We start from the raw sequence: 15640 nt of genomic DNA, 5'->3' as shown, positions 1-15640 counted from the left end.
CATTGATGCTGTTATTGGTTAATAATACCAATATTAATATTTTTATTGGTTTAATATTTTGAAAGGTGCTTGTTTTGCAACTACCATTTATAGATTAAATATTAGTCAGCCATATAATACAATTAATGAGCGTGATAATAGCTATATGTTTAGACACTTTTGCGACACTCAGCGATAGAAACAAAAAAGCCACTTATCTCTAAGTGGCCTATCTGCCTGATTACTCAGCGTAAATTTGGTGGGTTGTGGGGGGCTCGAACCCCCGACCAATTGATTAAGAGTCAACTGCTCTACCAACTGAGCTAACAACCCGATGCGCTAATTATTCTCCTCTCTTAAGGGCGGGTCAACCCTTAATTTGAAATTTTTTCCAAATGTATAAAATATCGTCTATTAAAATGAAGGAAGGATATTATTTGGTTATCAAATCGTCACTCATTTTACTAAAAGTGATCTTTTCATTACTTATTCTGAGATTTGTGTCACAATAATTTCGCAAACTTAGCCACTGCGAAAAAATAAAAAAGTGGCGTAACAACATCAAAAATATGAAAACATTTCAGGTATTGTATGGAAGAGCAAACAGAAGTTACTCAGCCCGTTAGAGTGAAAAATGCCACTCTACAACGCGGGCTAACCAATCGTCATATCCAATTAATCGCTATTGGTGGTGCTATCGGTACTGGTTTATTTATGGGGTCTGGGAAAACCATTTCGCTAGCTGGGCCATCGATTATTTTTGTTTACATGATAATCGGCTTTGTCCTGTTCTTTGTTATGCGAGCAATGGGAGAGCTATTATTATCAAATTTAGAATATAAATCATTTAGCGATTTTGCCGGGGATTTATTAGGGCCTTGGGCTGGCTTTTTTGTTGGATGGAGTTATTGGTTTTGCTGGGTTATCACCGGTATCGCTGATATTGTTGCCATTACCTCCTATATTAGTTATTGGGCGCCCAATTTTCCTGAATGGGGAACGTCTTTTATTTGTGTGCTGACACTCCTTATTTTGAATTTAGCCACAGTAAAATTATTTGGGGAAATGGAATTTTGGTTTTCGATGATCAAAATTACCGCTATTGTCTCTTTAATTATTGTTGGTATCGTATTGATTAGCATAAATTTTCAATCTCCAGCCGGCCACACGGCAACTATTGAAAATATCTGGAATGATGGCGGTATGTTCCCTAAAGGGATCAGCGGATTTTTTGCTGGTTTTCAAATTGCTATCTTTGCCTTTGTGGGGATTGAGCTGGTAGGTACAGCAGCGGCTGAAACACGTGATCCTGAGAAATCATTACCTAAGGCGATTAACGCTATTCCTATTCGTATTATTACTTTTTATGTTTTGGCTTTGGCGATTATTATGTCAGTAACGCCGTGGCGTTCGATTTTGGCAGACAAAAGCCCGTTTGTAGAACTCTTTGTCATGATTGGTATTCCAGCCGCAGCCAGTTTAGTTAACTTTGTGGTATTAACGGCAGCCGCCTCTTCAGCAAATAGTGGTATCTTCTCAACCAGTCGTATGCTATTTGGTTTATCGAAAGAGGGGGAGGCACCAAAACAGTTTAGCCAGCTATCAAAACGTTCAGTACCTGCCAATGGTTTACTCTTTACGAGTCTCTGTTTATCTTGCGGTATTGTGCTAATTTATTTTATTCCAGATGTGATGCGGGTATTTACGTTAGTAACAACGGTCTCTGCGTTATTATTTATGTTTATTTGGAGTATGATCTTATGCTGCTATTTAGCATATCGTAAGAAACGTCCTCAATTACATCAACAATCTATTTATAAAATGCCATTAGGGATAGTGATGTCATGGCTATGCTTAGCATTTTTTGTGTTTATGGTCGTGTTATTGGCATTTGAACATGATACCCGTCAAGCACTGATGGTAACGCCCATTTGGTTTATTGCTTTAGGAATAGGGTATCATTTTGTGAAAAAGCGTAAACAAAAAGCACAATTAAAAAATTAATCTTTTTTAGTTGAATTGATGGTCATTGGATAAATATAACTCTATCTTTTTCGATAGGGTTATACTTTAATTTGAGTTAAACCATTAGTCAGAATATTTTGAATATAAATTTGTTATTTTATTTTTTAATTTAAAATTTAAAGTAATGTATTATTTTAAAATAAATTTTATTTTCTCTAAGTATAATTTAATTCAAAAACTTTAAGTGCATGTGAATTATACATATCTATTATTATTAATCTATTTCTTAAATATGTTAACTATATCCGGTATTTTTTTCAAAATAGACTATCCTACAATTAAAAAATAATAGGAGGCGATATGTATAAGACTATTTTGGTTCCCATTGATATCGATGAAGATAACTTACTAAATAAAGCCATTACATTAGTGGAGAACATTGCCAAAAGAGAAGATCCCTATGTCCATTTTTTGTATGTTTTACCAAAGTTGCCACAATCTTCTTATTATCGCTTAGTGATGAATGGCGATCAACTTGACCAAGTATGCTTAAAAAAATCAGCAGAAAAAGAGTTAAAAAAAATTATTGCTCGATTTGATTTACCGGAAGATCGTATTGAAACGCATATCTGTATTGGTAAACCACGGGATGGCATATTGCAGATAGCCGATCAGGTTAATGCTGATTTAATTGTTGTTAGCTCACATAATCCTGAAGCAGACAGCTATCATTTAGGCTCAACAGCGGCAGATATTACCCGTTATGCGAAACGTTCAGTGATGGTAGCAAGATAGCCGACTCTTTATTTTATTAGCAATACCATTAAGCGGTTGATGGCGTCTCATCAACTGCTTTTTTAATTTGGCACTCTAGCTGTTTTTAATTATCATGCATTATCCCCTATAAGATAATAATTAAAAATTATGCTTACTATTACGGCACTACTAGAAAATAAGACAAGCGATCCCGCCCTTAGCCATTATCCAGGCCTTTCACTGCTATTAGAAGACACTGAAAGCGAAAGTAAAATTTTATTTGATACTGGTAAAGATCTCACTTTTATCAATAATGCTAAAAAAATGGCGATTGATTTGACATCATTAACGACAATTGTTATTTCCCATGGGCACTATGATCATTTTGGTGGATTAACTCATTTAAATGAGGATTTCTTTATTACTAAGCCACATATTATTGCCCATCCTGATTTATTTTCAGTACGTTATTCAGCACTTTTTATGGGGCGCCAGTCTATTAAATTTAAGCGCCTTACTCCATTTTTTAACCGACAGCAGCTAGAACAGCAGTTTTCATTTCAGTTAACAGCGACACCTAAAGCTATCGATAAAAGATTTATCTATTCTGGTCAAGTGACAGAGCGTCAAATATATAAACGTTATGGCGTTATTGTCAGTGAAAGTAGCGAAACGGATGATTATGTACTTGATGATAGTTTTCTAATTTGGCAAGGTCAGCAAGGACTGGTGATTATCACGGGATGTAGCCATTCTGGTATTGATGCAATTATTCGCCATGCGAAAAATATAACGGGAAATGACAAGATCCAAGCTATTGTCGGAGGGCTACATCTTCGCTGTGCCTCACTGGCGGCGTTAAAAAGAGCGAAAAAAGCAATAGGTCACCATGTTGAGGTTTATGGTTGCCATTGTACCGGTGCGCTTGGCCGTAGCTATCTTAATGCCAAAGATTTTAATACAGGGCAAAGATTATTTTTTAAATGATACATCAATATGTTAATCAAAAATGGGATGGTTGATTTTTAGTGTGGGATTAAAAAAAGGTTTTTGATTTTAATCCTAGCATTTTTTATTAACAATGTATCGTCAATTATCAACGGATCACTAAAACAGAACAATTGGTGTTGTTAACAATATAATCTGCAGTAGAGCCAAGCAATATATTATGTCTATTACGAGAGCTAGAGCCAATGACAATAGTGTCTACATCCATCTTATTGGCGAGTTCGAGAATATTATAATTTGGTGTCCCTATAAGGGCATGGCATTGGTACTGCTCTTTAGGTAATTGGAATTGTTGTTGAACACAGTGTGCTAGTTTTTCAGTTAACAAAATAACGGCTTGATGTTTTTTCTCTATAACTGAAGGGCTATCACAATCAAGTCCATAAGCTTCAAGAGAGCGTAAATTAGGCATGACTGTGACAAAATGAAAATAGTGATCAGCTTTTCTTGCTAGAAATTGAATATCTTTAACCATACGGTGAATTCTATCATCTTCTAATAAGTCAATTGCTACCAGTATTGTTTTAGCCATAATTTACCTTCTGTAAAAAATTAACCTTTTCACTCGAGTAGTATAGGTAATTTAGTGGCTAAGCTGAAATTTAAAGATGAATATTGCGATTATGGCGCCATTATTTTGGGGTTTTTAGCCCTAAAAGATAAAAAATAGGTGTGGAAAAAAGATTGTTCTATTAAACTTGTGCCAAGTTAACGACAGGTAGTTTACTATCATTATTTGTTATCAATAAATGATAACCTTAGGTTATAAAGCTATGAGAAAATCAAGCGAAGAATTATTAAAATGTATTGCAACAATATTACAATGGGTGCTGAATTGCGGATTACTTATTCTAGCCATCGTATTAGTCAGTTTTTTGATCAAAGAAACTTATGTTATCGCCTCTTTATTATTTAACTTAGCTGCTGAAGAATCTTCTTATCAGTTATTAGAAGGAATTTTGATCTACTTCCTTTATTTTGAGTTTATCGCATTGATTGTAAAATATTTTTTATCCGGTGGTCATTTCCCTTTAAGGTATTTTATTTATATAGGTATTACAGCTATTGTGCGTCTGATTATTGTTGAACATAAAGACTCGGTAGATACTTTGATTCAGTCCGGTGCCATTTTATTGCTCGTTATCGCGTTATTTATTGCAAATACCGAAAAATTAAAACGAAGCTAACCGAATAACAATATGTCAACAATGCATTGAAATGGTCTCTGTGCATTAAGGTTTTCCGCATGATTGGGGGAGATATGTTATTATCTCTCCCAATTTTATTTTGGAATATGTAAAAATATTATGTCTTATCAATGTCCACTTTGCTCCCAGCCACTTGCTCTTAAAGCCCATAGTTGGGTTTGTGACAATCACCATCAATTTGATTGCGCTAAAGAGGGGTATGTTAATTTACTCCCGGTACAATTTAAACGTTCTAAAGAGCCGGGGGATAGTGCAGAGATGATTAGTGCTCGGCGTGATTTTTTAGATGCGGGCTTTTATCAACCAATGCGAGACAAAGTGGCTCAATTAGTGGCTGAACATTTACCGGAAGATAATCCTCAGGTGTTAGATATTGGTTGTGGAGAAGGGTATTATACCTATCAGATATATCAACAACTAAAGTCAAAAAATCCACAAGTTTATGGCTTAGATGTGGCGAAGGTTGCCATTAAATATGCAGCAAAACGCTATGCTCCTATTCAGTTTTGTGTTGCGTCCAGCCAACGTCTGCCTTTTTGTGATGCGTCATTAAATGCAGTGGTACGTATTTATGCCCCTTGCAATGCCAGCGAATTAACACGAGTTATTGCTCAAGATGGATATATTATTACGGTGACACCCGCACCACGTCATCTTTATCAACTCAAAGCGTTGATTTATTCAACAGTGCATCTTCATCCACTAAAAGATGAGATATTTGCTGGGTTCAAGCAAATAGCACAGCATCAAGTTGCTTATAATATGGCGTTAACAGGTAAACAAGCGGTTGATTTATTACAAATGACGCCTTTTGCTTGGCGTGCGAGTGAAGAGGTAAAAGAGACATTAGATAAAACAGAGCAATTTGCTTGTGAAACTGATTTTCTAATTCGTGTTTATCAACGTGTTTAGAATAAAAAAGCTTAGGTTGTGTTCATACCTAAGCTTTTTCATATTATGGCGACTTAATGTGCGTACATAAACAGATCAAGATGTTCAAAAAGAATATTAAAGCCGATAGCAATCAACACCATACCCCCGATAATTTCAGCTTTTTTGCCAAGCACAGGGCCAATATAGCGACCGATCAGCATACCCAGTGTTGCCATAATCATGGTCATCATACCGATGGTCATCGCGGTATGGACAATATCGACTTGTAGAAAGGCTAAGCCGACACCAATTGCCATAGCATCAAGGCTGGTGGCAATACCTGTCGCAATTAAAGAGAGTGAACCGTGACGTTGAGGAGCCTCTTCACAAATGCAATCATCACCACGCTTTAAACTCTGATAAATCATTCGTCCACCTAAGATAACCAATAAACCAAAGGCGACCCAGTGATCCCACTGAATAATATATTGACTGGTATATAAACCTAATGCCCAACCAATAATCGGGGTGCTTGCTTCAATAATACCAAAGATAAAACCGGTGCGGAGGGCTTCACGAAAATGAGGTTTATGTAAGGTGGCGCCTTTACAGACAGCGACGGCAAATGCGTCCATAGAAAGAGCAAGGGCGAGAATAATTGTGGCGTAAAAACTCATAACAATAGCCTCGGTTGGGGTGTTTCCATATACACACAATTGACCCCCAACCAAAGAAGTACAATTATGTGTCTATGGTCTTGCCAACCAAATAATGGCGTCTGTACCACGCTAAATAAAAATAAGCGAGTATGTTGATACAGACTTCTTAAAATAATGAGATTTATTTTAAGACAGGCTACTCCCCAATGACTTGATGCAGAAGATATCATATTATTTATGAAAGGCAACATATTATTTCATATATTTAAAAGATGATATTGATAATAATTATCATTATTGTTTTTTCGTTTGAAAATATATTTTTTATATTATTATCATGTTAAAAAAATGATAAAATTCAATATGATGAAATATTAACCATATAATAAATAATGTATTTATTTATTTTTATCTTATTTTTTAGATAAAATAAAAAATTAATACACACATAAATTATAAGTTATAAAAATGAGAATAAATTAAATGAAAGTTAAATAAACCTATATTTGGTAGGTATATAGTTATTAACTGACATTTTAAAACAGATAAGTAATTTATAGATAAATAATATAGGTGTTATTTATGGGGTTATTATTTTTAATCGGTTTAACTATTATTGAAATAAAAAAGTCCATTTATTATAAATGGACTTTAGAAATAAAATCAGGCTAATTAGTCACATTGAACTTTTATTGCTAATCCACCACGAGAGGTTTCGCGATATTTTGCGTTCATGTCTTTACCTGTTTCGTACATAGTTTCAATCACTTTATCAAGTGAAACTCGTGGTTCACTGGTACGACGTAATGCCATACGAGCAGCATTTACCGCTTTAACAGAGGCAATTGCATTGCGTTCAATACAAGGAACTTGTACTTGTCCTGCAACAGGATCGCAAGTTAAACCTAAGTTATGCTCCATACCGATTTCAGCAGCAACACAGACTTGTTCAGGGCTAGCACCGAGTAATTCAGCAAGTCCTGCGGCAGCCATTGAGCAAGCAACGCCCACTTCGCCTTGGCAACCTACTTCAGCGCCAGAAATAGAAGCATTCATTTTGTAAAGAATACCAATCGCCCCTGAGGCTAAGAAATAACGGGTATAAATTTCAGGCGTGACCTTTTCAATACAGCGATCGTAATAAGCCAATACAGCTGGAACAATACCACATGCGCCATTCGTTGGTGCGGTGACCACTCGTCCACCTGCGGCATTTTCTTCATTCACTGCCAGTGCAAACATATTGATAAGATCAACGACTTTCATCGGATCGTTTGACAGGCTATTACTGGAAGTTAATAAACGATTTAGTGACGCAGCACGACGAGGAACACGAAGTGGTCCCGGTAATACGCCTTCGGTATTTAAACCATGCTCGATACACTCTTGCATGGTTTTATAAACATCAGCAAAATAGGCACTAATTTCGGCTTGAGTATGAAGATCTAGCTCATTTTTCATCATTAAGCTAGAGATTGATAATCCGGTTTCTTTACAATGTTTTAATAACTCTTCAGCGCTTGCATACGGATAAGAAACAGGTTGGCTGTCAAGCACAGATTTGCCGAAGTTTTCTTCATCAACAATAAATCCACCACCAATAGAGTAGTAGGTTTTACGATAAATTTCTTTGTCACCTGCAAAAGCATGAATTGTCATGCCATTTTCATGTAATGAAAGATTATCATTGCTAAAATGCATACTTTCAGCTGGAAAATCGACAACTTTTAATCCATTTGCTAATGGTAAACGGCCAGTTTCTTCAACTTCACGAATAAAACCGGGAATGCTGTCAATATCGACAGTAGCGGGTGCATTACCTGCTAAGCCCATAATAATTGCGATATCAGTGTGGTGACCTTTGCCTGTCAATGACAATGAGCCGTATACATCAACAGCTACGCGAGTGACAGACGCAATCAGATCCTGGCTGACTAAATCATCGACAAATTCTTTCCCCGCTTTCATGGGGCCTACGGTGTGAGAGCTAGATGGCCCAATGCCCACTTTAAACATGTCGAAAACGCTAATCACGTCAGACTCCTTAATAAGAGTGAGGGTTAAAAAAATAATAAAAATATAGTTATTTATAGTAAGGGGAGCGTTTTTACGATTATATCGTCCCGTTAATAGTCTAGTTTACAACATTTTTTTAAAATAGCTAAGTACAGTTGTAGTGGTGACGATAAAAAGATAGCGTAGGGTAATAAAATAATAAATTAAGTAATATGCAACGCGAGGTTATGTAAAATAGCTGCGGTTAGTCCCCACACCAAATGCCCTTCATAAGGGTAAAAATAGATGCGATGCATTTTACCGGCACGACGAAAATCTAACGGTAAATAGCGCTGAGTATTGAGTACATAACTTAATGGCATTTCAAAGACAGAAGCGACTTCTGTGGGATTATGACGTAAAGATAAATTGGGGGGGATCACCCCGACAATGGGGGTCACTAAATAACCTTCTGAACTGCGCAATGGGGCTAATTGGCCGATCACAGAAACCATACTGGGCGGAATATCGACCTCTTCATGGGCTTCACGTAATGCAGTTTCAATAAGGTTTTTATCTTGTGGATCGCGTTTCCCTCCGGGGAGCGCAACTTGTCCGGCATGAGAGCGCAACGTTGATGCGCGCTCTGTTAAGAGGATCGTTGGATTAGGCTTATTGATAATCGGCAGTAAAACCGCTGCCGATTTTTTAGCATCAATAGGCTGATTTACCGGCTCGGGTAAAGTAAGTTGAAAGCGATTGATAAAGGTATCAATAAGTGTCATCGGGAGAAACTTCACTTAAAACAGTTAATATTTGACCAAGTTTATCAAAGGTTTCTTGGTACTCTTGTTCGGCAACGCTATCAGCGACAATTCCACCCCCCGCCCAACAGTAAATTTTATTTTTTTCCGTCAGTAGGGTTCTAATTGAGATATTAGTATCCATCGTACCACAAAAACTAATATAGCCAATGGCACCACAATATCCATGGCGACGATGTGGCTCTAGTTCTTCGATAATCTCCATTGCTCTAATTTTAGGTGCGCCAGTAATTGAACCACCGGGGAAGGCAGCACGTAATAAGTCAGTTGCGTTTAAATTTTCTGGAAGTTCAGCGGTAATAGTGCTGACTAAGTGGTGCACGGCGGGAAAGCGTTCAACAACGAATAATTCAGGTACTTTGACTGATCCTGTTGTGGCAACTTTACCAATATCATTGCGCATTAAATCGACAATCATTAAGTTTTCAGCACGATCTTTACGAGAATTGGCCAACAATTGCGCTTGTTCATCATCTTCATCGGGATGCGCTTTACGGGGAAGGGTACCCTTTATTGGACGTGTTTCAATTTTATGATCACTTAAATGAATAAAACGTTCAGGAGAAATACTCATAACAAAATGATGAGGTAAATGCATAAAAGCAGAAAATGGCGCTTTATTCGCTTGATTTAGTGTTAAAAATGCATTCCATTCATCACCGCTATAATTAGCACAAAAACGTTGCGCTAAATTGACTTGATAGCAATCCCCTGAAAGTAAGTATTGATGAATTTTAGCAATTTTTTCATTGTATTCATCACTACTCATGTTTGATTGCCATGGAGAAGTTAAGACAAAAGGTTCTTTTTTTTCTATTGTGTTATTATCAGCGTGCTTTGCTAGCCATTGGAGACGTGCGTCAATATCTTGGTAGCTTATTAATGTGGCTTTTTTCAGTTGATGGTCAACAATTAGCGCCCAATCATAAATACCGATAGCCATATCAGCGAAATTAAGTTCATTTTTTGCTAATTCTGGTAATATTTCAATGCGACGACCTAAATCGTAACTCCATATACCTAATGCGCCACCTAGAAAAGGAAGCCTTTCATCACTGACTGGATGAAAATTAAAAGCGTCTAATGCTGTTTGGATAAGCGTAAAGGGATCTTTTTTAGAGCGTTTGACTCGACCGGTTTTCTCTTTAATAGTGGTAATTTGTTTGCGTGTTTCTAAGGTAATAGCAGGATCGGATACAACAATATCAAAACGATTATGGTGATGTTCGGCAAAACCTGAATGCAGTAAACTAGACCAAGACAAAGAGGCGATAGGCGCAAATACCCGTAATGCTAAATCAGGGGTATAAGTTAATTCACGTTGCTGTAATTGCATATCCATTTTATGACCATTTAAACAAGTATTCTGTATCATTTACACTATCAATCATTAGTTCAGTGATTGCATTATTGTAAAGACCAACATAGAAATCGATTAAGATAAGAGTAACATTATGTTTCTAGGAATGCCTACATTAACACATGAAGAACAACAAAAAGCAGTAGAAAAAATTCAACATCTGATGTCCGAAGGTATGAGTAGTGGTGAGGCGATCCAATTGGTCGCTCAAGAATTAAGAGAAAAACACACGACTCGTGAATCAGTCTCTATTGTGTTTGACGATGACAATGATTAAAACATTTTTTTAACAAATGTCACAAATACCCTGTTTTGCTTATGCTATGCTTAATAGAAACTCGTCCTGCTTTAAGGGATATTTTCGGGAGGTTATTATGAAATTAAGCAAATTAGTTGGTCAAACAGGGATACTTGGTGCAGGTCTTTTTCTTGCGGTTTCTTTTGGAGCCTCTGCAGAAAGTGTCACCAATGTGAATAATGATAATAATGTTGTGCGCTCAGCCCCTTTTGCTAGTTGTGTTAATCTTGATAAAGAGCAACTTGCCACTAGAGTGAAAAATGATTATTTACTCAATCGATTACCTCGCTGGCAGGATGATAAAAAAGCACTAGGACCAAAACCTGTGGCGAATATTAATGCGAACGATGTTATCAAAAGAGATAATAGCTATCATGTTATCTTGGATGTAAGAGGTGCTCGTACCGATCTACGTTACAATGTTGAAGTTAATTGTGATGAGAATAAAATTACCTATATATCAAGTAAATAGTATCATTTAACTGATAAAAAATAGCGATTTTTCGCCCATTTTTTATATCATTACTTGAAAATAAAAAAGAGATAAACGTAAATGTTTATCTCTTTTTTTAATACTGAGCACGGTATTTATTTCGACTCAAAAGGTAAGCGAGAATAGTGTTGGCTTCGTGCTCGATAAAAGGTCACTCTTTCTTGAAAATAGCTTTGTAAAGCTTGAGGTTGCTCTCTTGCTATCGCATCAGCCACTACTGGCATATTATAACGCTCTTTAAAGGCAACCCCTGAAGCGGCTAGGTTGACATTAATTTTATCTTTTTCTTCTTGTGTAAGTTCAGCAAGGTTATAACCCATGGTACTTTCTCCCTTGTTATATGAGAGTAAAGTAAAAGAGAGCGATGAGTAATGCAAGTAACTAAAAGAAATTATTTTAAAAAATTTTAAAAAAAGAAATAGAAAGCAATTGTATAGATAATGGATAAAAAACTTTATTACTAATAGTTATTAGTAGTAAATAATATTGTCTTTAAATAAATTATTCTACTGGTACATTTTTTGGCTAGCTAAGGTAACATGTTTATTATATTGAATTAATTATATTTAAAATTAGTTTTTTTAATGTTTCCCTGAGTTAGTAACCAATTTTGACGAGTTTTATATTTGATCTAGATCAATTTTATTTATATCAATTATTTTTACATTATAGATAAAGTAATAATTAAATTTTAATAAAATGTTAATATTGTCTATTTTATGTTTTATTTTTTAAGTTAATTTTTATAAAAACGATTGAGTAATCACTAACAGAATGAAAAATAAGGATAAAAAAAAGCCCTGTTGGGGAAACAGGGCAAAAAATAATACAACACCAGGGAAAAATGTATTATAAATAAAATTAACTAAATGGTTAATAAGTAAATTTACGTGAATATTGATTTTTTTATTAATCAAAAAATAATCAACATTAAATTGTTATGGAAACAAAAGGGAAAAGGCGCTAATAAATAAGCAGAAAATGGAAATAAGTAAAATAAAATTTAAGTAAAAATAAAGAAGATAGAGAAGAAAAACGGAGTACTTTAAAACATTTTTTATTAATAGAGTTCGTAATAGTCCTGTCCCTAAAGTAAAGTTATTAATATTTTGTTAAAAAATAATAATTCCGTTCGTTAAAGTTATATTATTTTTTCACTATGCATTTCTTATAATGCGCTTTTCAAATTCTTATTAGCATTACTACTAAGAGAATATTTAATTAATAAATCCACTTATTTGATTTAAATCTCACTTTAAAATGGAAATTGTATATTTGGCAATCAATTCTTATTGGTGTTTTTTTCATCTTTTAGCATGTTGTTAAATAATCAATTAACAATATTTTGTAGATCAGTAAATTTATTTTATTATATAATATAGAATGTTTTAATTATTTATCTAAATGATATTTATAGGTTTTTTATTTTGTTATGCTAAAGTTTCTAGTTAATAAGATAATTAAATAGAATGATTAAATAATAAAAAAATAAACAAAAAATATACATATCGTATAATCTTGTGTTACATTTAAGTCGCTTTTTAGACAATCATTTTTGATATGAGATAAAGACATACATAAGCCATTTATTGGTTCAATTATAGGTGTTTATCTGTTTTTTATTTCAATAGCGATGTAAGGATAGGTTATATACGTTATTACATAAGGGGATTAATTTGACAGGGCTAATTAACTTTGCAAATAACATTTTATGGGGATATGTACTTATTTACTTACTCCTTGGTGTGGGTATTTATTTCACTATTCGAACAGGATTTATTCAAATCCGCCATTTTGGTCATATGTTTTCTATTTTAAAAAATAGTCATAAGTCAGATAAATCAGGTATCTCTTCATTCCAAGCTTTATGTACCAGTTTAGCTGCACGTGTTGGAACGGGTAACTTAACAGGTGTAGCAATTGCGCTGACCGCAGGTGGCCCTGGGGCCATTTTTTGGATGTGGGTAGTTGCAATTATAGGTATGGCGACTTCCTTAATAGAAAGTACATTAGCACAGTTGTATAAAACTAAAGATGATGAAGGTAACTATCGCGGTGGCCCTGCTTATTATATGACAAAAGGCCTCAATATGCGTTGGATGGGCGTATTATTCGCCATTTTCCTCATCATTGCCTTCGGACTTGTTTTTAATGCGGTACAAGCTAACTCAATAGCACAAGCTGCTGCATCAGCATTTAATTTCGATCCATTATATGTTGGTATTGGACTGGTAGTGATGAGCGGCTTTATTATTTTTGGTGGTCTACGTTGGATTGCGCGTGTTGCCGAGCTGGTTGTACCCATTATGGCCATCGCCTATTTATTATTAGCATTTTGGGTTGTTGCAGATCATTTTGAACGTTTACCTGAAGTGTTTATGCTAATTTTTAAAAGCGCATTTGGTTTACAGGAAGCCGCAGCAGGGGCAATTGGCTATGGTATTAGTCAAGCGATGACCCAAGGTATTCAACGCGGCCTATTTTCTAATGAAGCAGGTATGGGATCTGCACCTAATGCCGCCGCTTCTGCAACACCTTACCCACCTCATCCAGCATCGCAAGGCTATATTCAGATGTTAGGGGTATTTATGGATACCTTGGTGATTTGTAGTGCGACTGCAGTGATTATTTTATCTTCAGGTGTGTTAGATAATTATCAAGATGGTATTAATGGTATTCAGTTAACCCAGCTAGCATTATCGTCAACTGTCGGTGGTTGGGGGAGTACTTTTATTGCTGTTGCGATTTTTTTCTTTGCCTTTACATCGATTATTGCAAATTATGCCTATGCTGAAAGTAATATGATTTTTTTAGGCCGCAATCATATGACAGGGCTATTCTTACTCAGATCAGCCGTACTGGCGATGGTGATGTTTGGCGCTTTGGCTGAAATGCCGTTAGTGTGGAAAATGGCTGATCTCTCGATGGGATTGATGGCTGTCACTAACTTAATTGCCATTATTTTACTTTCAGGCGTCGCTTTTAAGTTAATTAAAGATTATAACCAACAGCGACAAGCCGGTGTATTGCCCACTTTCAATATTCGCCAATACCCTGAATTACAAAATGATATAGAGCAAGGTATCTGGGATAAAGAGCCTTTACCGAATGAGCCGTTAGTCCGTTGTGAAAAAGTGAGGCAATAATTGAAAAATTACGGTATTTATTAAAAAATTATAAAAAAAAAGCCAAAATACAAAACCCATATTTTTTAATATGGGTTTTTTGTCTACAATTTAGCCTTAAATTTATAGTCTAATGTATTCAGGATGGATAATGATCTTTAGTCGCTACAGTCTCTTTTTACTTGTTACTTTGGGGTTGCTTTCAGGTTGTGTTCAGCAACCCCAGCTTATTGATAGGGGGGATTATTTTGCACAAGTTGTTCCCAATAACCCTGGGCAAGATAATCGCGTAAAATTTTTAGTTATGCACTACACCGCCGTTGACGATAAAGAATCGTTAAAAACGTTAACTTCGGGAAATGTAAGCAGTCATTATTTAATTCCTACCAAACCAAATTATGTTGATGGTAAGCCGGTTGTGTTTGCTTTAGTGAGTGAAGATAAAAGAGCATGGCATGCAGGGCTAAGTCAGTGGGGAAATAGTGCAGGTTTGAATGATGGTTCAATTGGTATTGAGATAGTGAATTATGGTTATAAAGATCAGGGTACATTAAGAGAGTGGTTACCTTATACCGCAGAACAACTCTCAACCATTACTATGATGATGAAAGATATTATTCAACGCTATGGTATTGAACCTCAAAATGTAGTCGGGCATAGTGATATTGCACCACAACGTAAAGTGGATCCAGGACCACTTTTCCCATGGGCTGAATTAGCGAAACAAGGAATAGGCGCTTGGCCAGATGATGAAACAGTTACTTTCTATTTAGCGGGAAGAGCTGCCTCGGAGCCTGTTGATATTGCTAATTTTCAAACCTTGTTAGCGAAGTATGGTTATCAAACACCAACAACAGGGATATTAGATCCTGAAACGCAAAAAGTGGTTAGCGCATTTCAAATGCATTTTAGACCAAGTGATATTAAAGGTATTCCTGATGCGCAGTCAGAAGCTATTTTAATGGCGTTAATTGATAAATATCGAACTAAGTGGATACAGCCGTCAACTGAGCCAATAAAACATTCAGATAATTGATCGTTATTAAGGATAAAAACTAGCCCCAAAGTGACCATTTACTTTGGGGCTAGTTGCAATA

General features: G+C 35.6%; 15 protein-coding genes, 1 tRNA gene and 1 riboswitch. Of the genes, 9 read left to right on the top strand and 7 right to left on the bottom strand.

Features of this window, described 5'->3' with window-relative positions; translation table 11 throughout:
* Positions 1-236 precede the first annotated feature (236 nt).
* A tRNA-Lys gene (locus tag AACQ49_RS01140) sits at positions 237-312 on the bottom strand.
* A gap of 258 nt (positions 313-570) precedes the next feature.
* On the opposite strand from AACQ49_RS01140, the gene cycA reads away from it, so the two are divergent.
* The 3 genes from cycA (at position 571) to AACQ49_RS01125 (ending at position 3687) form a co-directional block, all read left to right on the top strand.
* A complete protein-coding gene (gene cycA, locus AACQ49_RS01135) occupies positions 571-1983 on the top strand; it encodes a D-serine/D-alanine/glycine transporter (protein WP_004243480.1) in 1413 nt (470 codons plus the stop codon).
* A gap of 321 nt (positions 1984-2304) precedes the next feature.
* Positions 2305-2739, top strand: coding sequence for a universal stress protein (locus tag AACQ49_RS01130; protein WP_004243479.1), 435 nt, complete (start codon positions 2305-2307; stop codon positions 2737-2739).
* Between the two features lie 129 nt (positions 2740-2868).
* Positions 2869-3687, top strand: coding sequence for an MBL fold metallo-hydrolase (locus AACQ49_RS01125; RefSeq protein WP_161778844.1), 819 nt, complete (start codon positions 2869-2871; stop codon positions 3685-3687).
* Positions 3688-3796: 109 nt separating this feature from the next.
* Here the strand turns inward: AACQ49_RS01125 and AACQ49_RS01120 are convergent, their stop codons facing one another.
* Positions 3797-4240, bottom strand: coding sequence for a universal stress protein (locus tag AACQ49_RS01120; RefSeq protein WP_004243477.1), 444 nt, complete (start codon positions 4238-4240; stop codon positions 3797-3799).
* A 241-nt stretch (positions 4241-4481) separates the two neighbouring features.
* Between AACQ49_RS01120 and psiE the strand changes: the two genes are divergently transcribed.
* On the top strand, positions 4482-4895 hold the full coding sequence (psiE, locus tag AACQ49_RS01115) for a phosphate-starvation-inducible protein PsiE (RefSeq protein ID WP_004248313.1): 414 nt from the start codon (positions 4482-4484) through the stop codon (positions 4893-4895).
* A gap of 120 nt (positions 4896-5015) precedes the next feature.
* Entirely contained in the window at positions 5016-5828 is an 813-nt protein-coding gene (rlmA, locus tag AACQ49_RS01110) for a 23S rRNA (guanine(745)-N(1))-methyltransferase (RefSeq protein ID WP_161778843.1), read from the top strand.
* A 53-nt stretch (positions 5829-5881) separates the two neighbouring features.
* Here rlmA and mntP read toward each other — a convergent pair whose 3' ends face one another.
* The 4 genes from mntP to pabB form a co-directional block, all read right to left on the bottom strand.
* A complete protein-coding gene (mntP, locus tag AACQ49_RS01105; RefSeq protein ID WP_004248311.1) occupies positions 5882-6466 on the bottom strand; it encodes a manganese efflux pump MntP in 585 nt (194 codons plus the stop codon).
* 60 nt (positions 6467-6526) lie between these two features.
* Positions 6527-6665, bottom strand: a riboswitch (yybP-ykoY riboswitch).
* A gap of 455 nt (positions 6666-7120) precedes the next feature.
* Complete coding sequence (locus AACQ49_RS01100; protein WP_004248310.1) at positions 7121-8482, bottom strand: L-serine ammonia-lyase; 1362 nt, start codon at positions 8480-8482, stop codon at positions 7121-7123.
* A gap of 185 nt (positions 8483-8667) precedes the next feature.
* Positions 8668-9228 carry a CoA pyrophosphatase gene (locus AACQ49_RS01095; RefSeq protein ID WP_004248308.1) on the bottom strand — a complete coding sequence of 187 codons (561 nt, stop codon included), beginning with the start codon at positions 9226-9228 and terminating at the stop codon, positions 8668-8670.
* Complete coding sequence (gene pabB / locus AACQ49_RS01090) at positions 9215-10642, bottom strand: aminodeoxychorismate synthase component 1 (RefSeq protein ID WP_371319569.1); 1428 nt, start codon at positions 10640-10642, stop codon at positions 9215-9217. The genes AACQ49_RS01095 and pabB overlap by 14 nt, the downstream gene beginning before the upstream one ends.
* A 79-nt stretch (positions 10643-10721) precedes the next feature.
* On the opposite strand from pabB, the gene AACQ49_RS01085 reads away from it, so the two are divergent.
* The gene (locus AACQ49_RS01085; protein WP_004243469.1) at positions 10722-10904 is read left to right on the top strand and encodes a YoaH family protein; all 183 of its coding nucleotides are present in this window, start codon (positions 10722-10724) and stop codon (positions 10902-10904) included.
* 97 nt (positions 10905-11001) lie between these two features.
* Complete coding sequence (yebF, locus tag AACQ49_RS01080; RefSeq protein ID WP_004248304.1) at positions 11002-11397, top strand: protein YebF; 396 nt, start codon at positions 11002-11004, stop codon at positions 11395-11397.
* A 116-nt stretch (positions 11398-11513) separates the two neighbouring features.
* Here yebF and AACQ49_RS01075 read toward each other — a convergent pair whose 3' ends face one another.
* Positions 11514-11738: a DNA polymerase III subunit theta gene (locus AACQ49_RS01075; RefSeq protein WP_004243467.1), complete on the bottom strand. Its 225-nt coding sequence runs from the start codon at positions 11736-11738 to the stop codon at positions 11514-11516.
* A 1356-nt stretch (positions 11739-13094) separates the two neighbouring features.
* Here AACQ49_RS01075 and AACQ49_RS01070 point away from each other — a divergent pair.
* Positions 13095-14564, top strand: a complete 1470-nt coding sequence (locus AACQ49_RS01070) for an alanine/glycine:cation symporter family protein (RefSeq protein ID WP_161778842.1) — start codon at positions 13095-13097, stop codon at positions 14562-14564.
* A 130-nt stretch (positions 14565-14694) separates the two neighbouring features.
* Positions 14695-15579, top strand: a complete 885-nt coding sequence (locus AACQ49_RS01065) for a peptidoglycan recognition protein family protein (protein WP_017628032.1) — start codon at positions 14695-14697, stop codon at positions 15577-15579.
* Positions 15580-15640: the final 61 nt, after the last annotated feature.

The organism is Proteus sp. G2675 (genome assembly GCF_963886535.1).
Taxonomy (GTDB): domain Bacteria; phylum Pseudomonadota; class Gammaproteobacteria; order Enterobacterales; family Enterobacteriaceae; genus Proteus; species Proteus mirabilis.
Note: the sequence above shows the minus strand (reverse complement) of the source record. Positions and strands in the feature narration are given on the sequence as shown.